Origin of the sequence: Streptomyces sp. NPDC059906, from assembly GCF_042730645.1 — a bacterium.
Taxonomy (GTDB): domain Bacteria; phylum Actinomycetota; class Actinomycetes; order Streptomycetales; family Streptomycetaceae; genus Streptomyces; species Streptomyces rubrogriseus.
Window position 1 is genome coordinate 1 of the sequence record NZ_JBHWKU010000010.1, and the last position, 15,196, is coordinate 15,196.

A 15,196-nucleotide genomic window follows, 5' to 3' on the forward strand; every position below is an offset into this window, starting at 1 on the left:
GACCCGGCCCGGGCCGGGTCCGGGCCGGGTCCGGGCCGGGTCGCGAGCCCGGCACCGGGGCCGAGGGCCGGGTCCGGGTCGCGAGGCCGGCACCGGGGCCGAGGGCCGGGGCCGGGCCGCGAGGCCGGCACCGAGGCCGACGGCCGGGGCCGGGCCGTGAGGCCGACCGGGAGACCGAGCCGCGAGCCCGGGGACGAACGGGGCCCGGGTCGCGGGAGACGCGGACCGTGCCGTGAGCCCGACCCGGGATCGAGCCGCGAGACCCGGCCGCGGGTCCGGGCCGTGAGGCGGGCCGGTGGTCGGCCCCGGGCCGGATGAGGGGCCTCCGCCCGCCCGGGTTCCCGGCATGCCCGGTGGAACAGAACGTGTCATGTTGGGCATGACCGCACGTCTGCCGGGTTACCCGGCCCCGGCACGTCGATCAGCGATGCAGCGGAGGTCCGTACACGATGACCAGCGGCTACATGGGCCCGGAGGGCGACCCGTTCGCGGAATTCCTGGCACGCTTCTTCGGCGGGCCCAAGCCCCGGCAGATCGACATCGGCCGACTGCTCAGCCAGCCCGCCCGGGAGCTGGTGCGCGGCGCCGCACAGTACGCCGCCGAACACGGCAGCCGGGACCTGGACACCGAGCACCTGCTGCGGGCCGCGCTGTCCACCGAGCCGACCCGGGGGCTGCTCAGCCGGGCCGGTGCCGACCCCGACTCGCTGGCCTCGCAGATCGACGAGCGGACCGGACCCGTGCAGCACCCGCCGGGCGAGGTCCCGCCGCCCACGTCGCTCTCGCTCACCCCGGCCGTCAAGCGCGCCCTGCTGGACGCGCACGAGCTGGCCCGCTCCACCGGCACCGGGTACATCGGCCCGGAACACGTGCTCAGCGCCCTGGCCGCCAACCCGGACTCGGCCGCCGGGCACATCCTGAACGCGGCCCGGTTCGCGCCCTCCAACGTGCCCACGGAAGCGCCGGAGGCCGCGAAGGGCCGCGCCGAGAGCGCCCGGGGCACGAACACGCCGACCCTGGACAAGTACGGCCGTGACCTCACCGACCTGGCCCAGCAGGGCCGGATCGACCCGGTGATCGGACGCGAGGAGGAGATCGAGCAGACCGTCGAGGTGCTCTCCCGGCGCGGCAAGAACAACCCCGTCCTGATCGGGGACGCCGGCGTCGGCAAGACCGCCGTCGTGGAGGGCCTCGCCCAGCGCATCACCGACGGCGACGTGCCCGACGTGCTGGTCGGGCGGCGGGTGGTCGCCCTCGACCTGACCGGCGTGGTCGCCGGAACCCGCTACCGGGGCGACTTCGAGGAGCGGATGAACAACATCGTGGGCGAGATCCGCGCCCACTCCGACCAGCTGATCATCTTCATCGACGAGCTGCACACCGTGGTCGGCGCCGGTGGCGGCGGCGAGGGCGGGTCGATGGACGCCGGGAACATCCTCAAGCCGGCCCTGGCCCGCGGCGAGCTGCACATCGTGGGCGCCACCACGCTGGAGGAGTATCGCAGGATCGAGAAGGACGCGGCCCTCGCCCGCCGCTTCCAGCCGATCCTGGTGCCGGAGCCCACCACCGCCGACGCGATCGAGATCCTGCGCGGCCTGCGCGACCGCTATGAGGCCCACCACCAGGTCCGCTACACCGACGAGGCACTGGTCGCGGCCGTGGAGATGTCCGACCGCTACCTCACCGACCGGCGGCTGCCCGACAAGGCCATCGACCTGATCGACCAGGCGGGCGCCCGCGACCGGCTCCAGTCGCGCACCAAGGGCACCGACGTACGCGCCCTGGAGCGCGAGGTCGACCAGCTCGTCCGGGACAAGGACCAGGCGGTCGCCGACGAGCAGTACGAGCAGGCGACGCAGCTGCGCGACCGGATCGTGGAGCTGAAGCAGCGGATCACCGAGGCCACCGGCGACGGCGAGGCCGACGAAGGTCTGAAGCTGGTCGTCGGCACCGAGTCCATCGCCGAGGTCGTCTCCCGGCAGACCGGCATCCCGGTGAGCAGCCTCACCCAGGAGGAGAAGGACCGCCTGCTCGGCCTGGAGTCCCACCTGCACGAACGGGTCGTCGGCCAGGACGAGGCGGTACGGGTGGTCTCCGACGCCGTGCTGCGCTCCCGCGCCGGGCTGTCCAGTCCGGACCGGCCCATCGGCAGCTTCCTCTTCCTCGGCCCCACCGGCGTCGGCAAGACGGAGCTGGCCCGGGCACTGGCCGAGGCGCTGTTCGGCAGCGAGGACCGGATGGTGCGCCTCGACATGAGCGAGTACCAGGAGCGGCACACCGTCAGCCGCCTGGTCGGCGCCCCGCCCGGCTACGTCGGGCACGAGGAGGCCGGTCAGCTCACCGAGGTGGTGCGCCGGCACCCGTACTCGCTGCTCCTGCTGGACGAGGTGGAGAAGGCGCACCCCGACGTCTTCAACATCCTGCTCCAGGTCCTGGACGACGGGCGGCTGACCGACTCGCAGGGCCGGACGGTGGACTTCTCCAACGCGGTCGTCGTGATGACCAGCAACCTGGGCTCCGACGTGATCACCCGGCGCGGGGCCGGGATCGGCTTCGGCTCGGGCGGCGCGGAGGCGGACGAGGAGGCACGGCGCGAGCAGGTGCTGCGCCCGCTGCGGGAGCACTTCCGCCCCGAGTTCCTGAACCGTGTCGACGAGATCGTGGTCTTCCGCCAGCTCAGCGGCGAGCAGCTGCGGCAGATCACCAGCCTGCTCCTGGAGCAGACCCGCCGCATGGTGCACGCGCAGGGCATCACCGTCGACTTCACCGACGCGGCCGTGGACTGGCTCGCCGAGCGCGGCTACCAGCCCGAGTACGGCGCCCGGCCGCTGCGCCGCACCATCCAGCGCGAGGTGGACAACGAGCTGTCCCGGCTGCTCCTCGACGGCCGGGTCACGGAGGGCGGCCGGGTGACGGTCGACGTCGAGGGCGGGCGCCTCGCGTTCCGCACGCCCGAACGGCGGCCCGCCCCCGAACTGTGACTACCTCTGCCGCACCGGTGCGACCACCATCGCCGAGCCGCCGCCGCGCCGTACCTTCTCCGCGGCGGCCAGCCACCTGCCGTGCGGCAGCCGCTGTACGGCGGTCGCGGCGCCGATCTCGGGGGTGAGCTTGAAGGAGTGCCCGAGGGCCTCCAGCTCGGCCCGTACGCCGCTGTCGTAGAGGCCGGGTTCGAGTTCGGTCTGCGCGGCGTTGCGCTGGCTGGCGCGCGGGGCCGCGATCGCGTCGACGAGCGGGAGCCCGCGGTCGAGGAAGCCGGTGAGGGTCTGGAGCACGGTGGTGATGATGGTGGCGCCGCCGGGCGAGCCGAGGGCCACCACCGGCTCGTGGTGCCGGTCCAGGACGATCGTCGGGGCGATCGAGGAACGGGGGCGCTTGCCGGGACCGGGCAGGTTCGGGTCGTGCACGGCCGGGCCCGCCGGTGCGAAGGAGAAGTCCGTCAGCTCGTTGTTGAGCAGGAAGCCGCGCCCCGGCACGGTGATGCCGCTGCCGCCGGTCTGCTCGATGGTGAGCGTGTAGGCGACGACGTTGCCCCACTTGTCGGCGACCGTGAGGTGCGTGGTGTTCTCGCCCTCGTACGTCGTCGGCGCCGCCGTCCCGCCGCCCGCGCAGTCGGCCGGGTGCCGCGGGTCGCCGGGGGCGAGCGGGCTGGTGAGTACCGCGTCGTCCTTGATCAGGCACTCACGCGAGTCGGCGTACCGCTGGGACAGCAGCTCCTTCGTCGGTACGTCCTCGAAGGCGGGGTCGCCGACCCAGCGGCCCCGGTCGGCGAAGGCGATGCGGCTGGCCTCGATGTAGCGGTGCAGGTAGCCGGCCTTGTCCGCGGCGGAGAGGTCGGTGCGCTCCAGGATGTTGAGGGCCTCGCCGACGGTGGTGCCGCCGGAGGAGGAGGGTGCGATGGAGTACACGTTCAGGCCGCGGTACGAGGTCCTCGTCGGCGCCTGGAGCTTGGCCTCGTAGGCGGCGAGGTCCTTGGTGGACAGGTCGCCGGGACGCGCGTTCCAGCCCGAGTCCGGGTCGACGGGCGGCTTGTTGACGGTGTCGACGATGTCCTCGCCCAGTGCGCCGTGGTAGATCGCGCCGACACCCTCGCGGCCCAGCTCCTTGTACGTGCGGGCCAGGTCGGGGTTCTTGAACGTGGAGCCGACGGCCGGGAGTTCACCCCCGGGCAGGAACAGCTCGGCGGTGTCGGGGAAGTAGCGGAACCGCTGCTCGTTGGCGGCGGTCTGGGAGCGGAAGGTCTCGTCGACGGTGAAGCCGTGCCGGGCGAGCCGTTCGGCGGGCTTGAGCACGGACGACAGCTTCCGGCTGCCCCACCGGTCGAGGGCGGTCTGCCAGGTGGCCGGGGTGCCCGGGGTGCCGACGGCGAGGCCGCTGGTGACGGCGTCGGCGAAGGCGAGCGGCTCGCCGTCCTCCGTGAAGAGCTTCTCGTCGGCGGTCAGCGGCGCGGTCTCGCGGCCGTCGATGGTGCGCACGGTGCGGGACTTGGCGTCGTAGTAGACGAAGTAGCCACCGCCGCCGACCCCGGCGGAGTACGGCTCGGTGACGCCCAGTGCCGCGGCGGTGGCCACGGCCGCGTCGACGGCGTTGCCGCCCTTGCGGAGCACCTCGATGCCGGCGGCGGAGGCGTCCCGGTCGACGCTGGAGACCGCGCCGCCGTAGCCGACGGCGACCGGGGTCTTCGGAGCGGGCCGGTGCCGGGCCGTGGGCGGCGCGGCCGCTCCCACCGACACCACGACGGCGGCCGAGACCGCCAGGACCGTCAGATTCCGTGCGACAGGGCGACGCATCCGCACCTCCAGGGAAAGGCCGTTCGGGCAGCTTAGTTGATCGTCATGGCCGCGTCAGGAGCACACGACGAGCCCGGGTGCGCCCGGGTGCCGCGCCCCGTCGAACACAGGTACGCCGACGCCCGCTAGCATGCGCGCCCATGACTGACGACGTACGCAACATCGTCCTGGGTGTGGTCGCGGCGGGCATCAGCGCCACGCTGGGCTGGCTCGCCCGCAGCTACCTGTGGAAGCGCAAACTCCGGCGGAAGCAGGCGTTCTTCGGGCTGCCGGACAGTTCGGAGTCGCTGCTCGTCGTCAACCGGGACCCGGCCGCCTCCGAACCGGCGGTCCACCGCTTCGACGTCTTCGCGCTGCTGGAACTCGCCGCGCTGGTCAAGGACTGCGGCGCGCACGTCCAGGTGGTCACCCAGGACATGGTCGGCCAGGGCTTCGGCGAGCGTACGGAGTTCTGCGTGGGCGGGCCCGGTTCGAACCGGCGCATGGTCGCCCACATGGCGGCGATGCTGCCCGGGGTGCGGATGAACGTCGACCCGGAGCCCGGTCCCGACCGGGGCGCCTTCCAGATCGGCAGCGAGCGCTACCGGCTGGAGGCGGGTGTCACGGAGTACGTGCTGCTGGCCCGCCTCACCGCCGGCGACCGGCGCGAGGCCCGCCCCGCGTTCCTGTTCTGCGGCCAGCGCGCGATCACCAACCAGGCCGCCACCCGCTACCTCGCCCGGCACCACGAGAAACTGGCCCGCAAGCACGGCAGCAACTCCTTCGTGCTGCTGCTCAAGGTCGTCAACTCCCAGGCGTACGGCCCGGACGTCGTCGAACTCGTCGGCGACGTCACCCGGGCGGCGACCAGCCCCCTGCCGACCCCCGCACCTGCCTCCCGCAACTCCCACCGGGCCTGAACGGTCGACAGGTTTCAGCCGAGACCGGCGAAGAGATCTGTCGACGGCGGTTGCGCTGGGCGAGGACTGCCTCGCGGACGTCGCGATGCCGCGGTGCGAGCCGGCCCTCTTCGTCCCGGTCGCCTCTGACCCGACCGTCTCCCGTGGTGCCGGCGGTACAGGCGGCCCGGGAGCTCGCAATATAGTTGCTTGCACAGACACCTTGTTATCTCTGGGCGGCGGATGTACGTTGCCAACAGTCCTCGCGTGTACCGCGCACGACGGTCCAGATGGGCCGTCGCGGGAGGTTTGGCAAGGTGACCGCGAGGTCTTCACCCCTACGACACCGCGAAAGAAGATCGAGATGACTCATCACCCTCTGCCTCGGCCGGTGAAGCTCGGCGAGCGCGTGACCTACGACGTACCTGCTGAGCGGGTCGCCCGCGCGACGCTCACTCGGTCCGAGGCCGGCAACCTGGCAGATGTCCACCTCTTCTACGAACTCGACGCCGCGTACCGGCGTGCCGCGGCGGACGACTCGATCTCCGTCTTCGTGCTCGCCGCGGAGGGCGATGACTTCTCACTCGGGCACGATGTCGACTCGTTGTTCAGCACCGACGGGATGCACCAGGTCACGCTGGAGGGCGGCCTGAATCTGGGAGGGGTCGAGGGTGACATGGCCTGGGAGAACGAGGTCTTCCTGCAGCTGCACTGGCGATGGCGCAACTTCCCCAAGCCGACCGTCTCGGCGGTTCAGGGGCGGGTGTTCGCGGGCGGCCTGATGCTCATGTGGCCCACCGATCTCATCGTGGCCAGTGAAGATGCACGGTTCGCCGACCCGGTCACGGCGTTCGGCATCAGCGCGGTGGAACTGTTCATGCACCCGTGGGAGTTCGGTCCCCGGCGTGCGAAGGAGCTGCTGTTCACAGGGGACATCCTCACGGCACCGGAGGCCGAGGAACTGGGCATGGTCAGCAGGGTCGTCCCCCGGGCCGAGCTGGAGTCTGCCACGCTGGCGCTCGCCGAGCGGATCGCGACCCGCCCCACCGCGGGTCTGAAGATGGCGAAGAAGGCCGTGAACCAGACCCTGGAGATCCAGGGCCAGTGGAACGCCCTGCAGGCGGCCTTCGGTCTGCACACTCTGGGACACGCCCACAACAGGATCGCGCACGGCGGTTCCTACATCGACCCCGCCGGCTTCCCTCTGGTCGGCGACATCTGGGACTTGCCGAAAGAGTGGGAAGAGACGGGTTGATCAGGGCGGCCGGATACGCGCCGGTGCCGGTCGAGCCCGACACCCCTGCGGCCGGCGAACGCGATCCTGCGAGAATGACGTGCCGTCAGGGACTGGCGATCATCGTGGTCCTGACCGCGCGTCGAAGCGGCCCGCTGCGAGGTCTTCCTGGGTGATCACCCAGTACATGGTGACGCATTCCAGGTTGTCCATCTGAGGATTCCATTCACCCAGGAGCACCCAGTCCACAGGCCCTGATTGCCCCGAAGGGTCCTTAGCGGCAGCGTTCGCGCACCTTGTGACGGGGTCGCCCCATCCCTCGCTGTCCCAGGCGTACCCACTCCGACCACACCCCACGCAGTTCTTTGGCGCGAGGGTGATCAACCAGGATCGGATCGTTGGAGAGAATTTCGTGGTCCGGCAGGGACACGTCGCACTCAACGTGCAGCTCACCACGTAGGTTGCTGTCGAAGTTCTCGTCCACCAGGAAGTGGGCATCGAAGTCGTACTCCACCCTACGTTCCTCGACAGTGGTGCCGACCGAGACGTACACCGTGTGCCCGCTCGTGCAGGTGGGGTCCTCGGTCGCCTCCAGTTCGGGCCAGGCGAACAACAGCAGGTGGCCCTCGGACGGCAGCGGCAGATCCGTCGCGCCCTCGGGAAGGGCCGCGAAGTCGAGGGTCGCGATCAGATGGTCGGGTTCCTCGGGGCATTCTTCATCGTGCAGCGGTACGGGGACGTCGGGCGGCAGCATCACCGGGCCGCCGAAACGGCCTGCGACTGGTCCCTCCGCACGACACGTCAGCAAGAGACACGGCCGTGCCAGGCCCAGCCACCGCTCGACATCCGCGGTCGGGATGCCGCGCGCGAGCGCCGCGTCGCGGAAGCGGTCCAGCCTCGCGCGCAACTCGGAAGACCAGGCGTCCCATTTCATGCGTTCGTCCTTCGGAAGTGCGGCCCGCCATGTGCCCATGTGGGCCGTGAGCCGTTGGTGGTCTCCCCGCCAGTTCCGACGTGCGCCCTCGGCTCCGCCGGCAACCGACGGCGGGCCGACCCCGGGACTCGGGCGCATGCCGTCAGGCCCACACCGCGTAGACCTTGCCGGTGGAACTGGAGAGGTAGATGGTGTCGCCGACGACCAGTGGGTCCGCATGGACGGAGGTCTTGGTGTCGTACCGCCACACCGTCGCGCCGGTGGCGGCGCGCAGCGCGTACAGGACGCCGTCGCCGACGACGTAGACGGCGCCGTCCGCCGTGGCGGGGCGGGTGAGGAAGCCGTCGGCGAGATGGCGCTGCCAGATCACCTTGCCGGACTTCGCGTCGAGCGCCCACAGCATGCTGCGCTCCGCACCCACGATGTTGCTGACCAGGACGATGTCGCCTGCCACCGTCGGACGGGCGAGGGGAGTGTCGCTCTTGCGCCACTCCCACAGTTTCCTCCCGGTGGCCGCGGACACGGCGAAAACGGCGCCCTCGGTCAGATCGTGTCCGACACCGTTGACGTAGACCGTGCCGCCGCTGACCGTGGGGGTGTCGGCCGCGGGGCCACCGGTGTCGAACTGCCAGCGCGTGTCGCCGGTGTCGGGGCGCAGCGCGAAAAGCACGCCGCCGATACTGTTGTACAGGCTGTCACCGGCCACACTCACGGGTGACCGCTGCTGATCGGCTTCCTTGGACCACCGCTCGGTGCCGGTCTTCGCGGACGCCGCGTACAGCCAGGTACGGGCGCCGAATTCGCTGCCCTCGTCGTCGACGCTGACGGTGTAGAGCGCCTCGTCGTGCACGGTCGGGTAGGCGTAGTCGCCGGCCGTGGACTGGACCCACCGCTTGGTGCCGGTGGCGGCGTGCAGCGCGTGCACCGTCCCGTCGACGCCGAGGAAGACCGTGTCGCCGGCCGCCGCGACGGCGGGGTTGGTCCATTCCCACTTGTGGCCCGGGGCGTACGCCCACTTCTTGGCACCGCTGTCGGCGGACAGCGCGTACAGGGCCGTGCTGCCGGCCACGTGGAGCAGGCCGTGGACGACGGTGAGGTTCGCCGTCTCGGCGCCGTTCGCCTCGTCGTCCGCGTCGGCGATGGCGTACGACTTCCAGCGCAGCGTGCCGGGCTTCGGCGGCGCGGTGGCGGCGGGCGTGGCGCCGGTGCCGCCGCGGCCGATGCCGGACAGCCAGCCGCCGGCCCCGGTCGCCACCACGGCGGCGGCGCCCGTGAGCCCGAGCAGAGCGCGCCGCCGGGTGAGTCCGGGCGCCCGTCGTGTGGACGGTACGGCCCGCGTCGCGCCCCCGGGGCCCAGGGCGACCGGAGCGGCGGCGTCCGCCGTGGGTCGCTGCCAGGCCGGGTCCCGGCCCGCCGGCCCGAGGGGCGGCAGCGTACCGCCCGCGCTCGGCATCATCCGGGCGACCGCCGGTGGCAGCCAGTCGTCGTGAGGGGGGATCGGCGACGAGGCGCCGTCGCTCCCGTCGCTCCCGGAGAGCAGTTCCGTCACGAGTCGGGCCACGGTGGGGCGTCGCCCGGGGTCCTTCTCCAGGCAGGCCCCGACCACGCCGCGCAACGCCGGGGGGACGCGGTCCAGGGCGGGCGGTTCGTGCACCGTGCGGTAGGCGACGGCATGCGACGCTCCGGTGCCGAACGGACCCACCCCGGTGGCCGCGTACACCAGCACGGGCCCCCAGAGCGAACACGTCGGCGGCGGGGTCCGCGTGCGGGCCCATCAGCTGTTCGGGGGACATGTAGCCGGGCGTGCCGACCATGGTGCCGGTCTGCGTCAACGCGGTGGCCTCGCTGACGGCGGATATCCCGAAGTCGATGACCCGGGGCCCGTCCTGCGCGAGGAGGATGTTCGACGGCTTCAGATCCCGGTGCACCACACCGGCCGCGTGGATCCGGGCGAGCGCCTCGGCCAGGCCCGCGCCCAGCCGCAGCACGTACCCCACCGGCCACGGCCCGTGCGCCTCGACGGCCGCGCCGAGCGCCATGCCCCGCACGTACTCGGTGGCCAGCCACGGCGGTGTCCCGGCCGGGTCCGCGTCGACCACCCCGGCGGTGAAGGCGCCGTTCACCCGGCGGGCGGCGGCCACCTCCCGGGCGAACCGGCGCTGGAAGCCGGCCTCCTCCGCCAGATCCGGCCGGACGACCTTGACCGCGACCGTCCGGCCACCGGGCGACCGCCCCAGGTACACGCTGCCCATCCCGCCCGACCCGAGCCTGGCCACCAGCCGGTACGGCCCGACCTGCTCCGGGTCGACTGCCCGCAGCGCCGCGAACGCTTCCACCCGCTTCTGTCCCCTCCAGGATGCCGGCAGCAACCCGTCGGTCATCATGCCATGTTGGTGTCAAGCCGGGAGCCTGCGGCTCCGGGGGGGCGATCACGGCGAGCTGCTTCCCGACGAGGCTGGGGCCGGACTTCCCACCTCTGCCCTGCGCGTCCTCGTCCGGTAGCCCGTCGCCCGTGTCCTGAGAAGGTCCGCGACGTCGGCGAGTGCGATCTCCACGCGTCCGTGCACGCGGGGGTTGAGCAGAGTGGAACCGTCGAAGTCACCGGCCGACGCGAAGACTGCCACCGGGATCGTCAACGCTTGGAAGAAGCCGAACAGCGGCCGCAGCGCGTGTTCCAAGGCCAGCGCGTGATGGTCGCCCCCGCCTGTCGCAGCGAGGAGCACGGGCTTGTTCGCGAGCGCGTACTGGTCGATCAAGTCGAAGAAGTGCTTGAACATGCCGGGGTAGGAGCCACGGTAGACCGGAACAGCCGCGATGAGCAGATCGGCTTCCTCCGCGAGGCGGAGCTTGGCGTGCACCTCCTCCGGAGCCTCGTCGCGCTCGATCGTGCCGGTGAACGCCGGGCCCAAGTGATAGACATCGATCTGGGACGTCTCGACCGGAAGCAGCTCAACGAGCCTGTCGAGGATCACGCGGACGAGCCCCATGGTCCTGGACGGCCGGCTGGGGCTGCCGTTGACGACCACGACGCGCAGCGCCGGGCCGGCTGCGCGGGCGGCACCCGTCGTCTCGCTGCTGGGCGGTGTCGTCATGACACAGCCCCTTCCCGTGACTCGCTCTCCCGGCGCACGACAGGGGCGACCTCCGTGCCGAGCAGCTCTATCGCCTCCAGGTGGTCCTTTTGCGGCATCCCGCCGAAGCCCATCTGGATGACGGCGCGATTCAGGCCGTACACCTCGCGGTACGTGAGGAGCTTGTCGATCACCTCTTGCGGGCTGCCGACGAGCAGCCCGGCCGCCGGTGACGCCTGTGCGTCGAACACGGATCGGGAGAGGGGGAAGCCGGCGCCGCGCTGGTGGTTGTTCTCCATCATGCCTTTGGCGAAGTAGGGGTACATGGTGTCCCGCGCGCCCTGGCTGGTGCGTCCGACGTATCCGTGCGCGTTGATGCTGATCGGCAGGGCCTTCACGTCGTGACCGGCGTCCGCCGCGGCCATGCGGTACAGGTCGGCCGTCTCCACCTGGGAGGTCAGCGGGCCGAGCAGCAGTGCCATCGCCATCGGCAGGCCGAGCCGGCCCGTGCTGATGGCCGATGCCGGCGATCCGCCGACACCCACCCAGACCGGGATGGTGTCGCCGTCGGCCCGCGGTGCGATGTCGGCGTCCACCAGGGGGGCGCGGAAGCGGCCCTGCCAGGTCAGGGGGTTCTGCCCGCGTATGTTGAGCAGGAGGTCGAGCTTCTCGCGGAAGAGGTCCGCGTAGTCCTTGAGGTCGTATCCGAACAGGGGGAAGGACTCGGTGTAGGAGCCGCGTCCGGCGATGATCTCGGCACGTCCGGCGGACAGCAGGTCAAGGGTGGCGAACTGTTCCCACAGGCGTACCGGGTCCTCGGAGCCGAGCACGGTGACCGAGCTCGTGAGCTTGATGCGCTCGGTCTTCGCCGCGGCGGCTGCCAGCAGGACGGCCGGCGCCGACCCGACGAAGTCGCCGCGGTGGTGCTCGCCGACGCCGAACACGTCGAGCCCGGCCTGGTCGGCTGCCTGCGCCTGCTCGATCGTCTCGCGGACACGCTGTCGCGGGGACGGGGAGACGCCGGTGACCGGGTCCTCCGTGACCTCGACAAAGGTCATCACGCCAATCTCGAACGACCTGGGGTTCCTCTCTCCGGTCGGTGGCGCCGAGCGCCCCCGGTAGGCGGATCTACTCCCACTAATCTGCCTGCGCAGACACTTATTCCGTTCGCGTGCCGGGTGCTGGTGCGCAGGCAGAGACCCCGAGTTGGCTCCGGAATCCTCTCCCGCTACCGTGCTGCTCATGGCGACCGACAGGCTGGGAGAACTCGAATACGCGGCATGGCAGGGATTCCTGCTCACCCATGATCGAATCTGGCGCGCGATCGAGGCCGGGCTCGCGCCACTGAATGTGAGCATGGCCGAGTACGGCGTACTGGCCCTGCTCGGCGAGGCCGGTCGCAACGGGATGCGCATGTCAGACCTCGCCCAGCGAAGCCTGATGACAAGCGGCGGATTCACACGGCTCGCCGACCGGCTGGAGCGTCGCGGGCTGATCCAAAGGCGACGGTCGGCCGATGACGGCCGTGGTTTCGAGGCGGTCCTGACCCGCGACGGAAGAACCCTTATGCGCAAGGCGTGGCGCCAACAGCACAGCGACCTGCGCGCCCTGTTCTTCGACCGGCTCGATGACGACAACCTGCGCAACCTCACCGAGGTCTGGACACGGCTCGACCCGGACGACGGCGCGGAGCCGGATGCGGGCTCCTCATGACCACGCCACGGCCTTTCGGGCGGGTGCAACGGGACGACCGAGACGCCGCCCTCAGCGCGCCTCGCCATACCGCGCATCACGCCCGGCCAGTGCAACGCCTCCCTGCGGATGCGAAGGCGGCGGAAGCCATGGAGCCAGGCGATCGTGTGCTCGACGACGTAGCGGAAGACGCCCAGTGCGGTGCCGTGCGGCTCACCTCTCCAGCAGCGCGCCCGGCCGCCGGCGGGGTCTGCCGGCCCGGCCCGCGACGGCCGGGATCTTGTCCAGCAGCGGCTCGAGTTGTGTGACGTCGTTGCGGTTCCCGCCGGTCAGCGACACCGCGAGCGGCCCCGGCGGACGGCCCGCACATACGGGCGGAAAGAAGGCCTTGCGAGCCCGCAGCGGTCACTTCTCGCGCAACGTGATGGCTCCTGCGGGACACCGGTCCACCGCGTCGCCGACAGCATCCAACTCCGCAAGCGGGGGATCAGAGTTCTGCAGAACGACCAGTCCGTCGTCTTCGTCCTGATCGAAGACCAATTCGGCCGAGAACACACATTGTCCCGCGCCTACGCAGCGGTCACGGTCGACGGATACACGCACCGGGCCTCCTCTTTTCACGCACGGGCATCCAGCGGCAGGCCTGGTTTGGTCTGGACATCGCCTTAGGTCCTTCCTGGCGAAAACCGGGCGAAGTAAGCCAGTGCATCGAGGTCGTCGATGGCGTCGCGGGCGGCGACCTTGTCCAGTGCCACGCCCTGGAGGAGGCGTTGTCGTTCTTGCGGTGCTGGCGGGTGGAGTTGACCGGCAACGGTGCGTGACCGTGACCTGGTGTTCCCGGGCTCCCTGCTCCAGATGGAGAGGGAGGGGAGGGGAGGTGTATCCGCCATCGACCAGATGCTCGGCGGGCAGCGCCTGACGGGCGTCCTCTCCTTCGCCTTCGTGGCCGGATTCGCCACCACCGGACACGTGATTGGCCTGCGTCGGCCCCGGGCAAAGTGGTGCCCGACGCCCGCGCTCCTCCGTTCTCGCCACGGAGGCCCTTGCCGCATTAGGGGTTATACGTACGCGGAGGTCAGGCGCCTGTCCGGACTCCCGGAACGCGTCCGAACCGGCGCATGGTCGCCCACATGGCGGCGACGCTGCCCGGGGTGCGGATGAACTGCTGGCCCGCCTCACCGCCGGGGACCGGTGCGAGGCGCGGCCCGCGTTTCTGTTCTGCGGCCAGCGCGCGATCACCAACCAGGCCGCCACCCGCTACCTCGCCCGGCACCACGAGAAACTGGCCCGCAAGCACGGCAACAATTCCTTCGTGCTCCTGCTCAAGGTCGTCAACTCCCAGGCCCCTGCCGACCCCCGCACCTGCCTCCCGCAACTCCCACCGGGCCCGAACGGGCAGCGCAAGGCGCTGGAATGGCGTCCCCGGTTCCGCCCTCGTCACCGACGTGCCCTTTCCCTGGATGGCTGCTCGGACCCGGATCACGGCACGCACCGTGGAGCCCGGAGAGTTGCACCCTCCACGGCCGATACGAGGCGTCAGAGCGGCGTAAGGTGCGGTTCGAGCTCACATGCGGCGGAGAAGCCGTAGGTTGCCTCGATCTCCAGGAGCAGTCGGGCTCCCGACAGCTTGTACTCCTGCGTGCCGATCACTTGGATGACAACGCTGGCGAGCGCACATCCGAGGCGAGCCGCCTGCTCATATGCCAGGCCGCGGTCGATGCCGGCGAGGAAACCCGCGCGGAAGGCGTCGCCGACACCCGTGGGCTCGACGGGTACGGCGACCGGGACGGCATCCACGTGCAACCAAGGGTGTCCGGCGCGCCCGATGTCCACCCCTGCGGCTCCTCGCGTCACCAGCCACGTCTCCGCGTGGCACAGCACCTCTGCCCTGCTCCATCCGGTGCGTTCCTGCAGCAACCTGGCCTCGTACTCATTGGTGAAGAGGAACCGGGCGCCCCGCACCAGACGACGGGTCTCGGGGCCGGTGAGCCGGGCGAGTTGTTGGGAGGGGTCGGCGGCGAAGGGGATGCCGAGGCGGCGGCACTCGCGGGTGAGCGACTGCATCGCCCCGGGATCGTTCGGAGCGACGACTGCCAAGTCCAGGGCACCGGAGCGTTCCTGGACGGAGGTGAGGGTGGCTCGGGACGCCTCCACCATCGCACCGGCATAGAAGGTGGCCACCTGATTGTGGTCCCGGTCAGTGGTGCAGACGAAACGGGCGGTGTGGTGGTTCCGGCTGATGTGGACGTGCGCGGTGTCGACGCCGTTGTCCCGCAACCAGGCGCCGTACTCGGTGAAGTCCTTGCCGGCAGCGCCGACCAGCACGGTCTCGGTCCCCAGCCGGGCCAGGCCCAGAGCGATGTTGGCGGCCACTCCCCCATTACGGATCTCCAGCCTGTCCGCGAGGAAGGAGAGGGACACCCGATCGAGCCGGTCGTCGAGGATCTGGTCGGCGAAGCGGCCCGGGTACGACATGAGGTGATCGGTGGCGATTGATCCGGTCACGGCGATACGCACGGGGGTGTCCTTTCGGGGAGAAGGCCGGGGGACGAGACCGGGGACGCGAGCAGGGAGTTGGCCGGCGCCTGACGCACGGG

At 71.1% G+C, this 15,196-nt stretch carries 11 protein-coding genes and 3 pseudogenes; 5 read left to right on the top strand and 9 right to left on the bottom strand.

The annotated features are described in order from the left end of the window. Positions 1-449: 449 nt before the first annotated feature. Positions 450-2,981, top strand: a complete 2,532-nt coding sequence (locus ACFV9J_RS17235) for an ATP-dependent Clp protease ATP-binding subunit (protein ID WP_385354983.1) — start codon at positions 450-452, stop codon at positions 2,979-2,981. Here the strand turns inward: ACFV9J_RS17235 and ggt are convergent, their stop codons facing one another. Then, positions 2,982-4,790, bottom strand: coding sequence for a gamma-glutamyltransferase (gene ggt, locus ACFV9J_RS17240; protein ID WP_385354985.1), 1,809 nt, complete (start codon positions 4,788-4,790; stop codon positions 2,982-2,984). Positions 4,791-4,930: 140 nt separating this feature from the next. On the opposite strand from ggt, the gene ACFV9J_RS17245 reads away from it, so the two are divergent. Both ACFV9J_RS17245 and ACFV9J_RS17250 read left to right on the top strand, forming a co-directional pair. Then, positions 4,931-5,689: a hypothetical protein gene (locus ACFV9J_RS17245; protein ID WP_385354987.1), complete on the top strand. Its 759-nt coding sequence runs from the start codon at positions 4,931-4,933 to the stop codon at positions 5,687-5,689. Positions 5,690-6,032: 343 nt separating this feature from the next. Beyond that, positions 6,033-6,923: an enoyl-CoA hydratase gene (locus tag ACFV9J_RS17250; protein WP_385355509.1), complete on the top strand. Its 891-nt coding sequence runs from the start codon at positions 6,033-6,035 to the stop codon at positions 6,921-6,923. A 253-nt stretch (positions 6,924-7,176) separates the two neighbouring features. On the opposite strand, the gene ACFV9J_RS17255 is transcribed toward ACFV9J_RS17250, so the two are convergent. The 5 genes and pseudogenes from ACFV9J_RS17255 to ACFV9J_RS17275 all read right to left on the bottom strand — a co-directional run bounded on the left by ACFV9J_RS17255 (position 7,177) and on the right by ACFV9J_RS17275 (position 11,965). Next, complete coding sequence (locus ACFV9J_RS17255; RefSeq protein ID WP_385354989.1) at positions 7,177-7,836, bottom strand: hypothetical protein; 660 nt, start codon at positions 7,834-7,836, stop codon at positions 7,177-7,179. A gap of 142 nt (positions 7,837-7,978) precedes the next feature. Continuing rightward, positions 7,979-9,562, bottom strand: coding sequence for a PQQ-binding-like beta-propeller repeat protein (locus ACFV9J_RS17260; protein WP_385354991.1), 1,584 nt, complete (start codon positions 9,560-9,562; stop codon positions 7,979-7,981). A gap of 64 nt (positions 9,563-9,626) precedes the next feature. Beyond that, positions 9,627-10,220: pseudogene (locus tag ACFV9J_RS17265) on the bottom strand (serine/threonine-protein kinase); the annotation flags it as partial. 45 nt (positions 10,221-10,265) lie between these two features. Next, positions 10,266-10,928 carry an NAD(P)H-dependent oxidoreductase gene (locus ACFV9J_RS17270; RefSeq protein ID WP_385354993.1) on the bottom strand — a complete coding sequence of 221 codons (663 nt, stop codon included), beginning with the start codon at positions 10,926-10,928 and terminating at the stop codon, positions 10,266-10,268. Continuing rightward, positions 10,925-11,965: an LLM class flavin-dependent oxidoreductase gene (locus ACFV9J_RS17275; protein ID WP_385354995.1), complete on the bottom strand. Its 1,041-nt coding sequence runs from the start codon at positions 11,963-11,965 to the stop codon at positions 10,925-10,927. Before ACFV9J_RS17275 ends, ACFV9J_RS17270 begins: the two co-directional genes overlap by 4 nt. Positions 11,966-12,149: 184 nt before the next feature. Between ACFV9J_RS17275 and ACFV9J_RS17280 the strand changes: the two genes are divergently transcribed. Next, positions 12,150-12,620, top strand: coding sequence for a MarR family winged helix-turn-helix transcriptional regulator (locus ACFV9J_RS17280; protein WP_385354997.1), 471 nt, complete (start codon positions 12,150-12,152; stop codon positions 12,618-12,620). A 98-nt stretch (positions 12,621-12,718) separates the two neighbouring features. On the opposite strand, the pseudogene ACFV9J_RS17285 reads toward ACFV9J_RS17280, so the two are convergent. Both ACFV9J_RS17285 and ACFV9J_RS17290 read right to left on the bottom strand, forming a co-directional pair. Continuing rightward, positions 12,719-12,947 (bottom strand): annotated as a pseudogene (locus ACFV9J_RS17285) (IS5/IS1182 family transposase); the annotation flags it as partial. 57 nt (positions 12,948-13,004) lie between these two features. Continuing rightward, complete coding sequence (locus tag ACFV9J_RS17290) at positions 13,005-13,202, bottom strand: ferredoxin (protein ID WP_385354999.1); 198 nt, start codon at positions 13,200-13,202, stop codon at positions 13,005-13,007. 494 nt (positions 13,203-13,696) lie between these two features. Between ACFV9J_RS17290 and ACFV9J_RS17295 the strand changes: the two are divergent. After that, positions 13,697-13,987, top strand: a pseudogene (locus ACFV9J_RS17295) (hypothetical protein); the annotation flags it as partial. Positions 13,988-14,135: 148 nt separating this feature from the next. Here the strand turns inward: ACFV9J_RS17295 and ACFV9J_RS17300 are convergent. Continuing rightward, positions 14,136-15,116, bottom strand: coding sequence for a carbohydrate kinase family protein (locus ACFV9J_RS17300; protein WP_385355001.1), 981 nt, complete (start codon positions 15,114-15,116; stop codon positions 14,136-14,138). Positions 15,117-15,196: the final 80 nt, after the last annotated feature.